The organism is Pseudonocardia sp. ICBG1142 (assembly GCF_020496255.1).
In the GTDB taxonomy this organism is placed as follows: Bacteria; Actinomycetota; Actinomycetes; order Mycobacteriales; family Pseudonocardiaceae; genus Pseudonocardia.
The window spans coordinates 1,723,861-1,741,790 of sequence record NZ_JAHLJC010000030.1; the positions used below are offsets into that span (position 1 = coordinate 1,723,861).

The 17,930-nt window shown below is 74.7% G+C and carries 10 protein-coding genes and 2 pseudogenes; 2 read left to right on the plus strand and 10 right to left on the minus strand.

Annotated elements, in window-relative coordinates:
• Nucleotides 1–22: 22 nt before the first annotated feature.
• From KPL59_RS22595 to KPL59_RS22635, 9 genes are all read right to left on the minus strand, one after another.
• Nucleotides 23–1,444: an SDR family NAD(P)-dependent oxidoreductase gene (locus KPL59_RS22595; RefSeq protein ID WP_226361889.1), complete on the minus strand. Its 1,422-nt coding sequence runs from the start codon at nt 1,442–1,444 to the stop codon at nt 23–25.
• Nucleotides 1,445–1,506: 62 nt separating this feature from the next.
• Entirely contained in the window at nt 1,507–2,166 is a 660-nt protein-coding gene (locus tag KPL59_RS22600) for a heme oxygenase (biliverdin-producing) (protein ID WP_226358281.1), read from the minus strand.
• Nucleotides 2,167–2,266: 100 nt separating this feature from the next.
• On the minus strand, nt 2,267–2,866 hold the full coding sequence (locus tag KPL59_RS22605; RefSeq protein WP_226361890.1) for a TetR/AcrR family transcriptional regulator: 600 nt from the start codon (nt 2,864–2,866) through the stop codon (nt 2,267–2,269).
• Between the two features lie 40 nt (nt 2,867–2,906).
• Complete coding sequence (locus tag KPL59_RS22610; protein ID WP_060712110.1) at nt 2,907–3,392, minus strand: peroxiredoxin; 486 nt, start codon at nt 3,390–3,392, stop codon at nt 2,907–2,909.
• Between the two features lie 204 nt (nt 3,393–3,596).
• The gene (locus tag KPL59_RS22615; protein WP_226361891.1) at nt 3,597–5,498 is read right to left on the minus strand and encodes a primary-amine oxidase; all 1,902 of its coding nucleotides are present in this window, start codon (nt 5,496–5,498) and stop codon (nt 3,597–3,599) included.
• 100 nt (nt 5,499–5,598) lie between these two features.
• Entirely contained in the window at nt 5,599–5,994 is a 396-nt protein-coding gene (locus KPL59_RS22620; protein ID WP_226358279.1) for a DoxX family protein, read from the minus strand.
• Nucleotides 5,991–6,779, minus strand: a complete 789-nt coding sequence (locus tag KPL59_RS22625) for a thioesterase II family protein (RefSeq protein WP_226361892.1) — start codon at nt 6,777–6,779, stop codon at nt 5,991–5,993. Before KPL59_RS22625 ends, KPL59_RS22620 begins: the two co-directional genes overlap by 4 nt.
• A gap of 29 nt (nt 6,780–6,808) precedes the next feature.
• Nucleotides 6,809–8,812: an ABC transporter ATP-binding protein gene (locus tag KPL59_RS22630; RefSeq protein WP_226358278.1), complete on the minus strand. Its 2,004-nt coding sequence runs from the start codon at nt 8,810–8,812 to the stop codon at nt 6,809–6,811.
• A complete protein-coding gene (locus KPL59_RS22635) occupies nt 8,809–10,572 on the minus strand; it encodes an ABC transporter ATP-binding protein (protein ID WP_226358277.1) in 1,764 nt (587 codons plus the stop codon). Before KPL59_RS22635 ends, KPL59_RS22630 begins: the two co-directional genes overlap by 4 nt.
• Before the next feature lie 201 nt (nt 10,573–10,773).
• Here KPL59_RS22635 and KPL59_RS22640 point away from each other — a divergent pair, with 201 nt between their 5' ends.
• Both KPL59_RS22640 and KPL59_RS22645 read left to right on the plus strand, forming a co-directional pair.
• Complete coding sequence (locus KPL59_RS22640) at nt 10,774–11,805, plus strand: GDP-mannose 4,6-dehydratase (RefSeq protein ID WP_226361893.1); 1,032 nt, start codon at nt 10,774–10,776, stop codon at nt 11,803–11,805.
• Nucleotides 11,806–11,935: 130 nt separating this feature from the next.
• Nucleotides 11,936–17,191: pseudogene (locus KPL59_RS22645) on the plus strand (type I polyketide synthase); the annotation flags it as partial.
• Here KPL59_RS22645 and KPL59_RS22650 read toward each other — a convergent pair.
• Nucleotides 17,131–17,905: pseudogene (locus KPL59_RS22650) on the minus strand (transposase family protein). The pseudogenes KPL59_RS22645 and KPL59_RS22650 sit on opposite strands and share 61 nt — an antisense overlap.
• Nucleotides 17,906–17,930 lie beyond the last annotated feature (25 nt).

Consider the following 17,930-nt stretch of genomic DNA (forward strand, 5'->3'; position numbering starts at 1 on the left):
CGACAGGGACGGCCGGACCCCTCTACCAGGACGACACGCGGTAGTTCTTCAGGAACACTCCGTGCAGGTCCTCCCCGGCCTCCCCGGCGACGATCGGGTGGTAGACCCGGGCGGCGCCGTCGGCGAGGTCGAGCGGTGCGTGGAACCCCTCCTCGGCCAGGCGCAGCTTCATCGGGTGCGGCCGCTCGTCGGTGATCCAGCCGGTGTCCACCGCGGTCATCAGGATCCGGTCGGTCGCGAACATCTCCCCGGCACTGGTGCGGGTCAGCATGTTCAGCGCGGCCTTGGCCATGTTGGTGTGCGGGTGCCCGGGCCCCTTGCAGCCGCGGCCGAACACGCCCTCCATCGCCGAGACGTTCACGACGTACTTGTTGCGTGCGCTCGACGCCGCCATCGCCGGGCGCAGCCGCGAGACCAGCACGAACGGCGCCGTCTGGTTGCACAGCTGCACCTCGAGCAGCTCGAGCGGGTCCACGTGCTGGACGTGGTCGACCCAGCTGTTGACCGCCGCGGTGTCGGGGAGCAGACCGCCCGCGTCGACCGCGGTGCCGTCGGCCATCCGCTCCGGCGACGCCGAACGGGCCGTCGTCGCCAGCGCGGCCAGGTCGCGCCCGCCCGGGACCGCCCCGGCGAGCAGGACCGGGTGCTCGCGCGAGGCGCTGGTGAACGACACGATCTCCGGCAGCTCGCCCGCGGGCAGCTCCTCCTGCTCGGCCGCCTCCAGCGCGGAGTACGAGCCGGGGGAGCGGCGCACCGTCTGTGCGGCGTTGTTCACCAGGATGTCGAGCGGTCCGGCGGCGGCGACCTCGTCGGCGACCGCGACGACCTGGGCCGGGTCGCGCAGGTCCACCCCGATCACCCGCAGCCGGTGCAGCCACTGCGCCGAGTCGGGCAGTGCGGCGAAGCGCCGGGCGGCGTCGCGCGGGAAGCGGGTGGTGATCGTGAGGTGCGCACCGTCGCGCAGCAGCCGCAGCGCGATGTACATCCCGATCTTGGCGCGGCCGCCGGTGAGCAGCGCGCGGCGCCCGGTCAGGTCGGTGCGGGCCTCGCGGTGCGCGCGGTGCGCGGCGGCGCAGTCCTGGCACAGCTGGTGGTAGAAGGCGTCGACGACGGTGTAGCGCGTCTTGCACACGTAGCAGCCGCGGGCGCGGTGCAGGGTCCCCGCCGTCGCGCCGGGGGTGGTCGACACCAGCGGGATCCCGGCGGTCTCGTCGTCGATGCGTCCGGCCGCCCCGGTCGCGGTGGCGGCGGTGACGGCCTCGTCGGAGGACTTCTCGGCCTGGCGCTTCTCCGCGCGACGCCGCAGCCGCACCGACTTCCAGATCCCGGCGGTCGCCCGCCGGACGACCACGGCGTCGGGGTGTTCGGGTGGCAGCTCGTCGACCTGGGCCAGTACCTTCAGCGCGGTCGCGAGCTCGTCCGGGTCGATGCCGGGGCTGGACACCGGGACACTCCTGGGATCGTGGTCGGGGGACGGGCGTCGATCCTAGTTCCCCCGATTCCGGCTCAGGACGCCAGCGGCTGCCCGAGCCCGACCTCCTGCGCCATCTCGGTGAGCACGGCGATGTTCAGCTCGAAGGCGTGCACCGCCTCGGCGAGCAGCCGCTCGCGCTGCGCCGGCGTCCAGGGGGCGTCGTCGAGCAGGGCGCGGTAGCGGGCCCGGAACGCCGAGGGACTGCCGAGGGCCGTGAAGTCGTAGAACAGCCGCCCCGGCCCGTCGATGCCGTAGGTGCGCTGCAGGATCTTCCCGACGACCTGGCCGCCGGCCAGGTCACCCAGGTAGCGGGTGTAGTGGTGGGCCACGAACAGCGCCGGGTCCGCCGCGGTCTCGCGCAGCCGCGCCACGTAGGCCGCGGTCGCGGGCAGGACCCGCGGGACCCCGCCGCCCAGTGCGTCGAGATCGGCGTGCAGTGCGGGCACCCGGCGCAGCTCGTCGATGACGAACGGGGCCGCGACCGGGTCGGCGGCCAGGGTGTCCCCGGCCGCCTCCAGCGCGGTGTAGATCGCGATGTACTGCTCGGCGAGCAGGGTGTAGGCGTCCAGCGGGAGGGCGCCGTCGAGCAGCGCGCCCATGTAGGACGAGTGGTGCGCCCGTTCGTGGACCGCCCAGACAGCCTGGCGGAGATCGGCGGACAGCGTGCCCGCGATGGGGGTCGTGGCGGCCATCGGCCCTCCCGTGACGTGACGTCTGGTGCGACGGCACGGCGCCGGATCTGACACCGTGTCAGATCACGATGCTAGGGCGCGAACACGAGTAAGGCTAGCCTCAGTCGCGCGCAACCGTCGAGACCGCTCGCAGCACGGCCGCGACCGCGGTCTCCACCGTGGCGTCGAGCTCGGCCGGGTCGACGTCGACGATCCGCCTGCTCGACAGCGCCCCGGCGACGACGGCGGCGAGCACCCGGGGGTCGTCCTCGACCATGCAGCCCGCGGCCGCGCCCTCGCGCAGCACCGCGACCAGCCGGTCCCCGATGGGGTCGGCGTGCGCGGCGATCCGGCGGTAGGCGGCCGGGTCGAGCGCGCCGGCCAGTGCCTGGCCGGGCGGGAGGTGGAACTCGGCGAGGCGGCGCAGCTGGAGCCGGGAGAAGGTGGCGAGTCGTTCGCGCGGGCCCGGCGCATCGGCCAGCGCGGCGTCGAGATCGGCGACGTAGCGCTGCGCCTCGTGCTCGACGAAGGCGACGAGCAGGGCCTGGCGGTCGGGGAAGTGGTTGTAGAGCGCCGAACGCCCCACACCGGCGGCCGAGGCGACCCCGGACAGGGTCACCGTGTCGAAGCCGCGCTCGTAGAGCTGCACACGCAGCGCGTCGAACACGCGCTCACGGACCTGCTCGCGGTGCGTGGCGAGCGAGCCCAGGACCTTCGGCACGCGGGCCAGTGTAGGCCCGCGTGCCGGTCGGCCCGGAACCTCAGAGCTGCGCGAGCACGGACTCGACGCCGGAGACGTCCACCGAGGACGGGACGTCCTCGACACCGATCCAGCGCACGACGCCGTCGGTGACGATCGCGGCGTAGCGCTTCGAGCGGGTGCCGAGCCCGAACGACGAGCCGTCCATGTCCAGGCCGGCGGTCTTGGCGAAGTCGCCGTTGCCGTCGGCGAGCATGAGCACCGCGTCGCCGGCGCCGCGGGACTCGGCCCAGGCCTCCAGGACGAACGCGTCGTTGACCGAGGTGCAGGCCACGGTGTCGACGCCCTTGGCCTTGAGCTCGTCGCGGCGCAGGACGAAGCCGGGCAGGTGGGTGTCGGAGCAGGCCGGGGTGAACGCGCCGGGCACACCGAACAGCACGACGGTGCCGGTGCCGAGCACCGAGGCGCTCTGCACGGGCTTCGGCCCCTCGGCGGACGGGGTCATCAGGGTGACGTCGGGGATCTGGTCACCGGCGGCGAGAGCCACGGGGTTCCTCCTGGTGCGACGGGGTGGAGCGGTCGGGACCGACCCTAGTCCGCCACCGCTGCGCCCCGCCCGGCCCGGCGCCGTCGTCACACCCCGCCCGTCGTCGGGCACCCGCGGGCGCCGCACGGGTGCCGGGGCCGCCGCACGGGACGGAACCCGTGCGGCGGCGGGACGACCTGGGCGGCGCCGGCCGGGAGGGGGCGGTCAGTGGCAGCTCGTCGGCGCCGGCGGGACGTCGAGGGTGGGGTTGCGGTCGAAGAACCCGGCCGGCTTGAGCACGAAGCCGGTGTGGTCGACCGGCATGACCGGCCAGTCCTCCGGGCGCGGGAAGTGGGTCAGCCCGAAGGTGTGCCACAGCACGACGTCCTGGCCGTCGAGGTCGCGGTCCGCGGCCACCCAGGACGGCAGCCCGTCCCCACCCGGGTTCTGGTTGACGAAGTCACCGGCCGGGTAGCGCTGCGCCGGGTCGTAGCGGGTCACCCACAGCGCCTTCGCGGCGAACGTCGCCCGCGCGTGGATCGACGAGGCCGGGTCCGCCAGCAGCGTGGGCTGCCCGTGCGGGTGCAGGACGTAGCCGACCGGGCGTCCCAGCGCGTTGGTCTTCTCGGTGTTGACGACGTGCCAGACCCGCCCCGACCCCGGGTCGGCGTCCCGCTGGGCGTGGGACTCGCGGGTCAGCCGGGTCGCCGACCGGGCGAACGCGTTGCCGTGGGGGTTGCCCTCGCCCATCGGCACACGGACCGCCTCGACCTCCTCGACGGCGTTCGCGGTGCCGTCCACGGTCATGTCCAGCCGCGCCGAGAACAGATGCTGGTGGAACGGCGCACCCAGGCCCGGGGCGACCTCGGTGGCGTACTCGCCCGGCGTGCCGGAGGTGAACACGATGCCGGTCGCCTTGCACTCCAGCTCGATGGTGCCGTCGAGGTAGAGGTACCAGTAGAAGCCGTAGTCGTAGTTGCCGATCGGGGTGAAGAACGAGATCACCAGGCGGCGCTGGCGGCGCACCTCGCGGGCGCCGGTGAAGATGTCGGTGTGCTTCCAGAGGACGCCGTGGTCCTCCTCGTGCAGGCAGATGGCGTTGGTGATCGTGCGCGGGTTGCCGAGGTCGTCGGCGACCACCGCGTCGAGGTAGTGGATGTCGCCGAGGCAGTCGCAGCCCAGCTGCAGGGAGTCGGCGTAGCGGGCGAACATGTACTCGCCGCAGTCGAAGTAGTTCTGCCAGAACCGCACCGGCGCCGGGTCGGCGTAGGGCACGACCATCTCCGCGACCGAGGCGCGGTAGCAGATCGGACGGTCGTCGAAGGCGATCTGGTGCAGGGTCAGGCCCTCGCGCTCGTTGAACCCGACGCGCAGGTCCCACTTGCCCCAGCGGACGCGACCGTCCTCCACGGTGAACGAGCGGCCCTCGGGCTGGGTGATCTCGATCGGCCGCAGCGAGGTCATGTGCTCGCCCTGCACGGCAGGATCGTCGAAGTTCCCGCTGGTCGCGGGCACCGGCACGACGCCGGTGTCGATCACCCGGTCGACCGTGCGGGCGGTCAGGTCGACGTAGGCGACGAGCCCGTCGACGGGGTGCGCCCAGGCGTGGTCGGCCTCGTGGTCCTGACGGAACCCGAAGGCGCGCGCGGGCCGGCGGCCCTTCTCGCCGGGGATGTCGTAGACGCCGGCCGAGAGCGGCACCGCGCGCACCGAGGCGGGCTCCAGCCCGCGCTGCTCCAGCGCGGCGAGCCAGTCCGGCGAGGCGTTCAGGACGTCCTCGATGAACTCGAACTCCGAGTCGATGATCGGCGGCTGCCCCTCCCGCTCGGGCTCCAGCTCCCGGCAGGAGACCAGCTCGCACCGGGTGGCCGAGACGACCGTGTCGTGGGAGCGGCCGGTGCCCAGGTCCAGCAGCACCGCGCGGAAGCTGCGGTCGACGTCGGCGCCGTCGGAGTGGGCGAGGACCTCGGACTTGGGCGGCTCCTCGGGGGCGAAGAACGCGAAGCGGACGTGCTCGGTGAGCAGCCCGGCCGCGACGAGGACCTCGCGGACGGCGGTGACCTCGGCCTCCGTGGTCGGGGCCAGCGGGTGGCTCGCGCTGGTGCGCGGCTCCTGGACGGCGGTCATCGGGTCTCCTCCTGCAGGTCGGTTCCGGGGTCGTCTCCGGTGACGGTTCCGGGCGCGGCGGAGGAGGGCAAGGGCTCGGGGCGGGCCCCGGCGAAGCGGGTCAGGACCGTTCGCCGGCGGGTCCCGTCCGCCCGGCGGTCACCGGACGCTGGAGATCCTTCCGGCGGCCGACGAGCGTCACCGCGCACAGCACCAGCACGACCAGTGCGGGGACCACGGACCCACCCGCGACGAACAGGTGCACCGACACCGCGCCGAGCATCAGCAGGGTGAGCGCGGCGGCGGCGAGTGCCGTCGTCGCCGGGACGAGCAGCCCGACCGCGCCGACGATCTCCGCCACCGCGACCGGGTAGCGGAGCCAGGCCAGGGGACCGAGCGCGTCGAAGACCGCCACGATCGCCGGGTCGCCGGTGAGCTTCCCGAACGCCGAGCCCACGAACACCAGCGCGAGCACCACCTGCAGCACCCACAGCGCGACGGCGGCCGGCCGGCTCACCGGGCCACGCCGTCCAGCTCGCGGGCGAGCTCGGCCTGGACCGCGGCCGCCTGCGCGGCGATGAAGAAGTGCCCGACGGGGAACACCCGGGAGCGGAAGCCCCCGGTGGCCACCTCCGACCACGCCGCGGCCTCCTCGACGGTGGTGCGCGGGTCGGCGTCCCCGGTGAGCGACACCAGCGGGCAGGACAGCGTCCGGCCGGGGGTCCAGCGGTAGCCCTCGATCGCCGTGTAGTCGCCCCGGATCGCGGGCAGCGACATCCGGAGGACCTCGTCGTCGGCGAGCACCGCGGAGTCGGTGCCGTCGAGCAGCGTGATCTCGGCGAGGACACCGTCGTCGTCGAGCTCGTGCACGGCCTCGTCACGGCTCGTGGTCGGTCCCCGGCGGCCGGAGACCACCACCGCGCCGGGGCCCGCACCGTCGCGTTCGAGCCGCCAGGCGGTCTCGAAGGCCAGCGTCGCCCCCATGCTGTGCCCGAAGAACACCGTGGGCAGCGACGAGAGCCGCGACAGCTCGGCGGCGATCAGGTCGGCGAGCTCGTCGATGTCGGTGACACACGGCTCGTGCCGGCGGTCCTGCCGCCCCGGGTACTGCAGCGCGACCACGTCGTCGTCGGGGAACCGGGCGGAGACCGGGTGGAAGTAGCTGGCCGACCCGCCGGCGTGCGGGAAGCACACGAGCCGCCGGGTCGCGGACCGGGTGGGGTGGTAGCGGCGGATCCAGGGCGTCGTGCCGTCGTCCGGGATCGGGTCGCCGGCCGGTCGGCTCTCGGTGCTCGTGGTCATCTCGTCCCTTCGCGGGTGCGGGTACCGCCTCACGGGGTCCGGATCTGCGCGCCGTCCCCTCGCCCGGAGTCAACCCCGGCAGCAGCGGGCAAAACCCCAGATGCGTCGTCGGCGGTCGTCCCGGCGGCGTGCAGCCGGGCGTAGGCCCCGCCCCGGGCGAGGAGCTCGGAGTGCGAGCCGCGCTCGAGGATCCGTCCGGCGTCCATGACGACGATCAGGTCCGCGGCGCGCACGGTGGACAGCCGGTGCGCGATGACGAACCCGGTACGGCCGCGTCGCACCGCCGCCATCGCCTCCTGCACCAGCACCTCGGTGCGGGTGTCGATGGAGCTGGTCGCCTCGTCGAGCAGCAGTACCGCCGGGTCGCTCAGGTACGCCCGGGCCAGCGTGATCAGCTGGCGCTCACCGGCGCTGACGCCGGGCCGGTCGACGTCGACGACGGTGTCGTAGCCGTCGGGGAGCCGGCGCACCATCTCGTCGACGCAGGTGGCCCGCGCCGCCGCCACGACCTCCTCGCGGCTCGCGTCCGGACGGCCGTAGGCGATGTTCTCGGCGATCGTGCCGCCGAACAGCCACGGCTCCTGCGGCACGACGCCGATCATGCGCCGCAGCTCGTCACGGGCCATCGTCGCGACGTCGACGCCGTCGAGCAGAACCCGCCCGGCGTGCGGTTCGTGGAAGCGCAGCAGCAGGTTGCCCAGCGTCGTCTTCCCGGCACCGGTCGCACCGACGACCGCCACCGTGCAGCCGGGCTCCACCCGCAGGGACAGGTCCTCGATCAGCGGCGTGTCGGGTCGGTAGCGGAAGCCCACCCGGTCGAACTCGACCAGCCCCCGCACCGTCGCCGGCCGGGCCGGGTCGACCGGGTCGGCGGACTGCTCGGGGGCGTCGAGCAGCGCGAACACCCGCTCGGCCGAGGCCAGTCCGGACTGGATCTGCGCGGAGAACCCGGCCAGGCTCACCACCGGCCTGCTGAAGATCATCACGAGCTGGGTGAACGCCTGGACGCCGCCGATCGTCATCGCACCCGCGGTGACCTGCAGGGCGCCCACGACGACGACCAGGACGTAGGCCAGGTCGGTCACGAAGCGGGTGCTCGGCTCGATCGTGCCGGTCACGGCCTGGGCGCGTCGCTCCGCCTCCCGCAGCGCCCGGTTGTGGCGGTCGAACTCCTCGGCGACGGCCTGCTGGCGGCGCATCGAGCTGACCAGGGCGTGCCCGCCGTAGGCCTGCTCCACGTGCGTGGTGACCGCGCCGGTCGCCTGCCACAGCTCGGCGAACCGGGGCTGCGCGCGGCGCGCCGCCCGTGCGGCCAGCACCGCGGCGACCGGCACCGCGACCACGACCACCGCGGCCAGCGTCGGGGACAGCACCGCCATCACCACGACCACCCCGACGACGTTCGCCACCGTCACGAAGAGCTGGCCGACGGCCAGCTGCAGCGACTGCTGCAGGTTGTCGACGTCGTTGGTGACCCGGCTGAGCAGGTCACCACGCGGGGTGCGGTCGAGCTCGGCCAGCGGCAACCGGCTGATCTTGCGGGCGAGACGTTCGCGCAGGTCCAACAGGATCCGCTGGACGACCCGCGCGACGACCCGGCCCTGCCAGCGGGCCAGCAGCGCCGAGCCCACGAACAGCACAGCGGCGACGGTCAGGACCGCGGCGAGGGCGGCCATGTCGACGCCCGCTCCGGGGGTGAAGTCGACGGTCCCGGCGACCTGGGCGAGAGTCTCGTCCCCCGACGCCCGCAGCCCGGCGACGACCTGCTCCTTGGTGGTGTCCGGACCCACCGAGCGACCGATCAGCCCGGCCGCGACGAGGTCGGTCGCCCGCCCCAGGAGCACGGGCCCCAGCAGGTTCGTCGCCGTCGCCACCAGCCCGAGCCCGACGATCAGTGCGGCCGCGGGGCGGTGCGCGGCGAACAGTCCCGCGACCCGCCTCGCCGTCGCGCGCGGGCCCCCGGACCGTGCCGTGCCGTCCGCTGTGCCGTTTGCGGTGTCCTGCGCGGTGACCTCCGTCGTGCCGTCGCTCATCGCAGGCCTCCGACGACCGGCTCGGCCACGGCCTGCTGGGACCGCACGATCTCGGCGAAGACCGGGTCCTCGCGCAGCAACGTGTCGTGGTCACCGCAGGCCACCATCCGGCCCCCGTCGAGGACGACGATGCGGTCCGCCGTGGCCGCGGTGGCGACCCGCTGGGTGACCAGCAGCACCGTCGCGCCGCCGGTCCGTGCCGCCAGCCCGGCACGCACCTCGCGTTCGGTGGTGGTGTCGAGGGCGGAGAAACAGTCGTCGAGCAGGTAGACGCGTGGCCTGCGCAGCAGCGTGCGGGCCAGCGCGAGCCGTTGTCGCTGTCCACCGGAGAGGTTGCGGCCGTCCGGCGAGACCGCGGACTCCAGCCCGTCCGGGAGGCCCCGCACCAGCTCGTCCGCGCGGACGGCGGCCAGCGCGTCCCACAGCTGCTCGTCGGTGGCGGCGGGGGCGCCGAACCGCAGGTTCGTGGCGACGGTGCCCGCGAACAGCTGCGCGGTCTGCGGCACCAGACCGACCCGGCGGGCCAGCTCGTCGGGATCCATCTCCCGGACGTCGACGTCGTCCACCCGGACGCTGCCCGACGTCGGATCGAGCAGCCGCACGACCAGCGACAACAGCGTGCTCTTCCCGCTGCCGGTGCCGCCGAGCACCGCGACCGTCTCGCCGGGGGCGACGGTGAGGTCGACACCGTCGAGCATCGGACGTTCGGCACCCGGGGCGACGTGTCCGACCCCGCGCAGCTCGACCCGGCCGCCGTCGGCCGGCCCGACCGTCGGGAACGACGGGACGCGGGGCTGCTCGGGGACGGGGGCGTCGAGCACCTCGGTCAGCCGGGCGACCGAGGTGCGGGCCCGGGCCGCGCCGGTGATGACGACGATCGTCATGACCATCGACAGCACGATCAGCGCCAGGTAGCCCAGGACCGCCGTCAGCACACCCAGCGGCATGAGCCCGGCGTCGACCCGTCCCGCCCCCAGCCACACCAGGCCGACCGCGAACACGTTCATCACCAGGGTGACCAGCGCCGGGAAGGTCGCCATCTGGTACCCCAGCCGCAGCCCCGGGTCGTGGAGCTCGCGGTTCGCCCCGGCGAACCGCGCGTGCTCGCGGCGGTCCTGCACGAACGCCCGGACCACCCGTACCCCGGCGATCTGCTCACGCAGGATCCGGTTGACCCGGTCGGTCGCGGTCTGCAGCCGGTCGTAGAGCGGGAACATCTGCACCAGCAGCCGCCCGATGGTCACCGCCACCACCACGAAGAGCCCCACCAGCACCAGCCCGATCCACGGGTCCAGGGCCGTCGCCAGCGCCAGCCCGCCCAGGGACATCACCACGGCCGTCACCGCGACGTCGAACAGGGCCAGACACAGCTGCTGCACCTGCCGGACGTCGTTCACCGAGCGGGTGATCAGCGACGGGACACCGAACCGGCCGACCTGCTGGGCCGACAGCGACAGCACCCGCGAGACCACGGCGGTGCGCAGGTCGTAGCCGAGCTGCGCGGCGACCCGGGCGGCGAGCCACTGGGCCGCGACCGACGCCACGACCTGCAGCACCGCCACCCCGGCCATCACGGCCGCGATGCGGCCGACGAACCCGACGTCGCCACGCACGATGCCGATGTCGATGACCGCGGCGGCGAGGGTGGGCAGGGTCAGCACGGCGGCGGTCTGCACCAGCTGCAGCAGCACGATCCCGGCGACGGTGAGCCGGTACGGCCGCAGGCCGGTGCGCAGGAACAGGACGAGATCTCGGACCACGGGTGTCCCTCTCCGGCACGGCGGGCCCGGCGAGCGAGTCGCGGGGAACGGACGCGTGCACCCGACCACGGCGGCGGCCCGGAAATCCCCAGAGCACGGTGCGGCGCACCGGTCATGTCTCGACGAATCACTAGTCGGCGCGAACCTACCGTCGCCGCCGGAGTGGGGGACACCCACCACACGTCGGAGGGAGACGACCCCATGCCGAGGCGCGCGTTGATCACCGGGATCACCGGGCAGGACGGTTCCTACCTCGCCGAGTACCTGTTGTCGCTGGGCTACGACGTGTGGGGTCTGGTCCGCGGGCAGTCGAACCCGCGCCAGTCCCGCATCAGCCGTCTCGCCGCGGACCTGTCCTTCGAGTACGGCGACCTGCTGGACCAGGCCACCCTGGTGTCGGTGGTCGACCGGGTGCAGCCCGACGAGGTCTACAACCTCGGCGCGATCTCGTTCGTGCCGATGTCCTGGCAGCAGGCCGAGCTGGTCACCGAGGTGAACGGCATGGGCGTGCTGCGGATGCTCGAGGCCATCCGGATGGTGGGCGGCCTGTCCGGGTCGCGGGGCTCGGACGGCGGCGGGATCCGGTTCTACCAGGCGTCGTCGTCGGAGATGTTCGGCAAGGCCGCCGAGACCCCGCAGTCGGAGTCGACGGTGTTCCACCCGCGCAGCCCGTACGGCGTCGCGAAGGTGTACGGCCACTGCATCACCCGCAACTACCGCGAGTCCTTCGGCATGTACGCGGTGTCCGGGATGCTGTTCAACCACGAGTCCCCGCGCCGCGGCACGGAGTTCGTGACGCGCAAGATCTCGCTCGCGACGGCCAGGATCGCCTCGGGCCGGCAGGAGAAGCTGCACCTGGGCAACCTCGACGCGGTCCGCGACTGGGGCTTCGCCGGGGACTACGTGCAGGCCATGCACGCGATGCTGCAGCAGGACGAGCCGGGCGACTGGGTGATCGGCACCGGGGTCATGCACTCGGTCCGGGACGCGGTGCGCATCGCCTTCGAGCACGTCGGGCTGGACTGGCGCGACCACGTCGTGGTCGACCCCGCGCTGGTGCGTCCGGCCGAGGTCGAGGTGCTGTGCGCGGACACCACCCGCGCGACGGCGGCGCTCGGCTGGACGCCCGTGACGTCGTTCCCCGAGCTGATGCGGATGATGGTCGACTCCGACCTGGCGCAGCTCCGGCGCGAGGACAGCTACGGCGACCTGGTACCCGCCATGTCCTGGTGATCCGCGCAGGCCCGCGGCCGCCGCCCCCGCCCCCCGAACGCGGCCGGCGAGCGCCCCGCAGTCCACAGACGACCACGGCACCGCCGCACAGGCGTGAGTCCGCCGTACCTCGAGATGGGTGTGCCCCGCGATGGACAACGAACAGAAGCTCCGGGACTACCTGAAGCGGGCGAGCGCGGATCTGCGACGCACCCGCAAGCGGCTGCAGGACGTCGAGGCAGCCGCGCACGAGCCGATCGCGGTCGTCGGCATCGGCTGCCGCTACCCCGGCGGGGTGGACGGTCCCGAGGCGCTGTGGCGGATGCTGTCCGACGGCGGGCACGGGATCGGCCCGTTCCCCGACGACCGCGGCTGGGACCTGGCCGCCCTGGGGGCCGACCCGGACGCGAACGTCGGCGGCTTCCTCTACGACGCCCCCGACTTCGACGCCGACTTCTTCGGCATCTCCCCGCGCGAGGCCGTCGCCACGGACCCGCAGCAGCGGCTGCTGCTGGAGGTGACCTGGGAGGCGCTGGAGCGGGCCGGGATCGACCCCGGCACCCTGCGCGGGAGCGACACGGGTGTCTTCGCCGGCGCGATGGGCCAGCAGTACCCGATCGGTCCGGAGGAGGCCGAAGGCTTCCAGCTGACCGGGACGGCGAGCAGTGTGCTGTCCGGCCGGGTCTCCTACGTCCTCGGCCTGGTCGGGCCGACCGTCACGGTGGACACCGCCTGCTCGTCGTCGCTGGTCACGCTGCACCTCGCGGCGCAGGCACTGCGGGCGGGGGAGTGCTCGTTGGCCCTGGCGGGCGGGGTCACCGTCATGTCGGGGCCGGTCACCTTCGCCGAGATGGGGCGCCAGGGCGGGCTCGCCGCGGACGGTTTCTGCCGCGCCTTCGACGACGACGCGAACGGCACCGGCTGGTCCGAGGGCGTCGGGGTGCTGGTCCTGGAACGCCTCTCCGACGCCCAGCGGCACGGCCACGACGTGCTCGCGGTGCTGCGCGGCTCGGCGGTGAACTCCGACGGGGCCTCGAACGGGCTGACCGCGCCGAACGGACCGTCCCAGCAGCGGGTGCTGACGCAGGCGCTGGCGCAGTCGCGGCTGGGCGTCGACGACGTCGACGTCGTCGACGCCCACGGCACCGGCACCGCGCTCGGCGACCCGATCGAGGCCCAGGCGCTGCTCGCGACCTACGGCCGCGGCCGCGAACAGCCGCTGCTGCTCGGCTCGGTCAAGTCCAACCTCGGGCACACCCAGGCCGCCGCGGGCGTCGCCGGTGTCATCAAGATGGTGCTGGCCCTGCAGCACGGCGTCGTCCCCGCGACGCTGCACGTGCGGACGCCGTCGACGAAGGTGGACTGGTCGAGCGGCGCCGTCGAGCTGGTCCGCGAGCAGGTCGCCTGGCCGGACCGGGGACGACCGCGGCGGGCCGGGGTGTCGTCGTTCGGGCTCTCCGGCACCAACGCCCACGTGATCGTGGAGCAGGCACCGGACCCGGCCCCCGCCACCGACACCGACCCCGCGGGCGACGACGGTGGGACCCCCGCCCCGGAGACACCCGCCCCGGTCGTGGCCGACATCGCCGCCGCGGTGCCGGTGCTGCTGTCCGGGCGCGGCGCCGAGGCGCTGCGGGCCCAGGCACAGCGGCTGCTCGACACACTCGACGGGGACGCGCCCGCCCCGCTGCTCGACCTGGGTTTCTCCGCCGCCACCACCCGCGCCGCGCTGGACCACCGGGCCGCGGTCGTCGCCGAGGATCCCGACCGGCTGCGCGCCGGGCTGCGGGCGATCGCGACGGGCGAGCCGCACCCCGCGGTGCTGCTCGGCACCGCCGGGCCGCGCACCCGCACCGCGTTCGTGTTCACCGGCCAGGGCGCCCAGCGGATCGGCGCCGGGCGCCGCCTCGCCGCCCGCTTCCCGGTCTTCGCCGAGGCGCTCTCCGAGGTCGTCGCCGAGCTCGACCGGCACCTGGACCGCCCGCTGACCGAGGTGCTGTGGGGCGAGGACCCCGACGCGCTCGACGCCACCGCCTACGCCCAGCCCGCGCTGTTCGCGGTCGAGGTCGCGCTGTACCGGCTGGTCCGGTCCTGGGGGGTCGTCCCCGACGCCGTCGCCGGCCACTCGGTCGGCGAGATCGCCGCCGCACACGTCGCCGGGGTCCTCGACCTGCCCGACGCCGCCGCACTGGTCACGGCGCGCGGCAGGCTCATGGCGGGCATGCCCGCCGGCGGGGCGATGGTCGCCGTCGACGCGGGCGAGGAGGAGGTCGCCGGCCTGCTCGGCGAGCAGGTGGCGCTGGCCGCGGTCAACGGCACCCGGTCGGTCGTGCTGTCCGGCGACGCCGACGCCGTCGCCGAGGCCTCCGCGCGGCTCGCCGGCGACGGCCACCGCACGACCCGGCTGCGCGTCTCGCACGCCTTCCACTCCCACCACGCCGACCCGGTGCTGGCCGAGTTCCGCGAGGTCGTCGCCGGGCTGACCGTCCGCGAGCCGCTCGTCCCCGTCGTGTCGTCGGTGACCGGCACCCAGGCCACCCTCGACGAGCTCGGCTCGCCGGAGCACTGGGTCCGCCAGGTCCGCGACACGGTGCGGTTCGCCGACACCGTCGGCTGGCTGATCGAGCACGGCACCGGCGTCGTCGTCGAGCTCGGCCCGGACGCCGCGCTCACCCCCATGGTCCGCGACCGCGCCGCCGACAGCGGCGCGGCCGTCACCGCGCTGCCGGTGCTCCGCGCCGGGCACGACGAGACCGTCACCGCCGCGGCCGCCGCCGCCGGGCTGCACCTGCGCGGCGTCGGCGTCGACTGGGCCGCCTGGTTCGCCGGCACCGGTGCGCGCCGCACCACGCTGCCGACCTACGCCTTCCGGCGCCGGCGCTACTGGCCGCGCCGTCCGTCCGGCGCGGGTGACCTCCGCGCCGCCGGGCAGGGCGCCAGCGGGCACCCGCTGCTGTCCGCCGTCGTGTCGCTCGCCGGGGCCGGCGGGACCCTGCTCACCGGGCGGCTGTCGGTCGACAGCCACCCGTGGCTCGCCGACCACGTCGTGCACGGCACCGTCCTGCTGCCGGGCACCGCGTTCCTGGAGCTCGCCGTCCGGGCCGCCGACGAGGCGGGGTGCGACCGCGTCGAGGAGCTCACCCTCTCCACCCCGCTGGTGCTGCCCGAGCGTGGTGCCGTCCAGGTGCAGATGTGGGTCGGCGACGCCGACCCGGACGGGGTCCGCGAGGTGCGGATCCACTCGCGCCCGGCCGACGACGACGAGCACCCGTGGATCACCCACGCCACCGGTCTGCTCGCGACCGGTGCCTCCGGGCCCGGTCCGCGACCCGACCGGAGCGTGGCGGACGGGGACGTCGTCGACGGCGCCGAGCTCTACGAACGCCTGGCCGGGCACGGCTTCGGCTACGGCCCGGTCTTCCGCGGCCTGCGCACCGCGACGCCCGTCGACCCCGCGGCGGGCGCCGGATCCGGCGTCGACGTCGTGGTGGAGCTGCCCGCCGGTACCGAGCACGACGGGTTCGGCATCCACCCCGCGCTGCTCGACGCCGTGCTGCACGCCACCGCGCTGCTCGGCGAGGCCGGACCCGGGGAACACACCGGTGGGCTGCCGTTCTCCTGGCAGGGCGTCAGCCTGCACGCCTCCGGCGCCACCGCGGTCCGGGCCCGGCTCACGCCCGTCGCGGGCGGGGTCGCGATCGACGTCCGCGACCCCGACGGCGAGCCGGTCGCGACCGTCGAGTCCCTGGCGCTGCGCCCGCTCGCCGACGCCGCCGTGCCCGAGCCGGGTGCCCGCCCCCGCGCGCTGTACGGCATCGGCAGCACGGTCGTCACCCCGGCCGCGGGTACCCCGGTCCCCGAGACCGCGCTGCTCGGCCCGGCCACCGCTGTCGCGGAGCTCGGGCTGGACCCGAGGACCCCGGTCGTCGCGACCGCCGCCGAGGCCGCCGGTGTGCCGGTCGTCGTTGCCCCGGTGGCCACGGGGGACGTCCACGACCCGGTCGCCGGGGCGCACGCCGCCACCGCCGCGGTGCTGGCGCTGCTGCAGGACTGGCTGGCCTGCGACGCGGTCACCGACGCCCGGCTCGTCGTCGTCCCGGACGGCGACGGGCCCGCCGCCGACGCGGTGCGCGGCCTCGTCCGCTCGGCCCAGGCCGAGCACCCCGGCCGGTTCGCCCTGCTCGACCCCGGCCCCGCCGACGGACGCGCCGACCTGGTGCCCGCCGCGCTCGCCGTCGACGAGCCGGAGATCGTCTGCCGCGACGGCGAGGTGCACGCCCGCAGGCTCGTCCGGCTGCCCGCCCCGGCCGAGGACCACACCCCCGGCTGGGCTCCGGCCGACACCGTCCTGGTCACCGGCGGCACGGGCGGGCTCGGCGCGCTCGTCGCCCGGCACCTGGTCACCGAGCACGGCGTCGGCGGCCTCGTGCTCGCCGGGCGCCGCGGCCCGGACGCCTCCGGCGCGGCGGAGCTCACCGCCGAGCTGACCGGACTCGGCGCGGACGTGGCCGTCGTGGCCTGCGACGTGACCGACCGCGACGCCGTCGCCGCGCTGCTCGACGCGCACCCGGTCACCGCGGTCGTGCACGCCGCGGGTGTCCTCGACGACGGCGTCGTCGACGGACTGACCGCCGGACGCGTCAGCGGGGTGCTCGCCCCGAAGGCCGACGCCGCCTGGCACCTGCACGAGCTCACCGCCGACCGGGAGCTCACCGCGTTCGTGCTGTTCTCCTCGGCCGCCGGTGTCCTCGGCACCCCCGGCCAGGCCGGCTACGCGGCGGCGAACGCGTTCCTCGACGGACTCGCCGCCCACCGGCGCGCCGCCGGGCTCGTCGCGACGTCGCTGGCGTGGGGCGCCTGGGACGGCCCCGGCATGCTCGCCGGAGCCGAGCCCGAGCGGCTGCGCCGGGCCGGGATGCCGGCCGTCGCCGTCGAGGAGGGGCTGGCCCTGCTCGACGCCGCCGTCCCCGGACCGGCCCCGCTGGTCCTGCCGCTCCCGCTCGACCTGTCGGTGCTGCGCGGGCTGCCCGAGGTCCCGCCGCTGCTGCGCGGCCTCGTCCGCGGGGCCCGCCGCTCCGCCGCGGGCACCGAACGTTCCCGCTCGCTGGCCCGCCGGCTCGCGGCCCTGTCCGGCGACGAGCGTGCCGCCGCGGTGCTGGAGCTCGTCCGCGGCCGGGTGGCCGCGGTGCTCGGGCACACCGGCGGCGACGAGATCGACCCCGACCGCCCGTTCTCCGAGCTCGGGTTCGACTCGCTGACCGCGGTCGACCTGCGCAACTCCCTGGGTGCCGCGACCGGACTGCGGCTGCCCGCCACCCTGAGCCTTTTTCATCGTGAATCTGCTGGTCAGCGGCGGGTTTCGATCCGGTTCAGGACGGTGATCGCGGCGATGACGGTGCTCGCGTAGCGGGGGCAGCAGCGGAGCCGGTCCAACACGTGCCAGCCCTTGAGCTCGGCGACGGCTTGTTCGACTCGGCACCGGATCCGGGTGTGAGCGCGGTTCACCGCTTTCTGCCCGGTCGACAGGTGTGGTCGGGTCCGGTGCCGTTTGTAGGGGGTCCGGATCGTCCCTCCGGCGCCTTGGTAGGCCTTGTCCGCCCACGTCTCGACGTTCCGGCTGGTCAGGGTGTCGATCACCCCGACGGCGCGGGCCGCGGTCACATCGTGGGTGGCCCCAGGTAGTGGTGGAGACGCCCATATCAGTCGGCCGAACGGGTCGGCGAGGATCTGGACGTTCACTCCGTGGCGGCGGTGTCGTCCGGAGTAGTAGCGGCGCTGCCCGGCGACCCGGTTGATCGGGACCAGGGTCCCGTCCAGCAGCACCCAGGCCAGCGATACCACCCTGGCTGCGACCTGGGTGATGTCCTCGGCGAGGGCGGCGAGCAGGGCCAGGGTGTCGTGGACATAACGCCAGGCGGTGCTGGTAGCGACTCCGAACCCGGCGGCGAGGCGGGCGTAGGTGTCACCGTTACGCAGGTGCGCGAGGACCAGCAACGCCTGCTGACCGGCGGTGATCCGCCACCAACGCCCCCCCGCTGGCACGCCGCTGACGACCGATCATGCTGCGCAGCCGGGCAAGGGTGTGAGTCGACAACGCGATCGCAGCAGGGTAGGACAACACGCCGAGCCTCCTGGGCAGACAGCCG

Excerpts from the sequence above, each read along its gene's own strand:
- KPL59_RS22625 (WP_226361892.1), bottom strand. The coding sequence starts at position 6,779 with ATGACCACGAGCACCGAGAGCCGACCGGCCGGCGACCCGATCCCGGAC.
- KPL59_RS22615 (WP_226361891.1), bottom strand. The coding sequence starts at position 5,498 with ATGACCGCCGTCCAGGAGCCGCGCACCAGCGCGAGCCACCCGCTGGCC.
- KPL59_RS22630 (WP_226358278.1), bottom strand. The coding sequence starts at position 8,812 with ATGAGCGACGGCACGACGGAGGTCACCGCGCAGGACACCGCAAACGGC.
- KPL59_RS22640 (WP_226361893.1), top strand. The coding sequence starts at position 10,774 with ATGCCGAGGCGCGCGTTGATCACCGGGATCACCGGGCAGGACGGTTCC.
- KPL59_RS22600 (WP_226358281.1), bottom strand. The coding sequence starts at position 2,166 with ATGGCCGCCACGACCCCCATCGCGGGCACGCTGTCCGCCGATCTCCGC.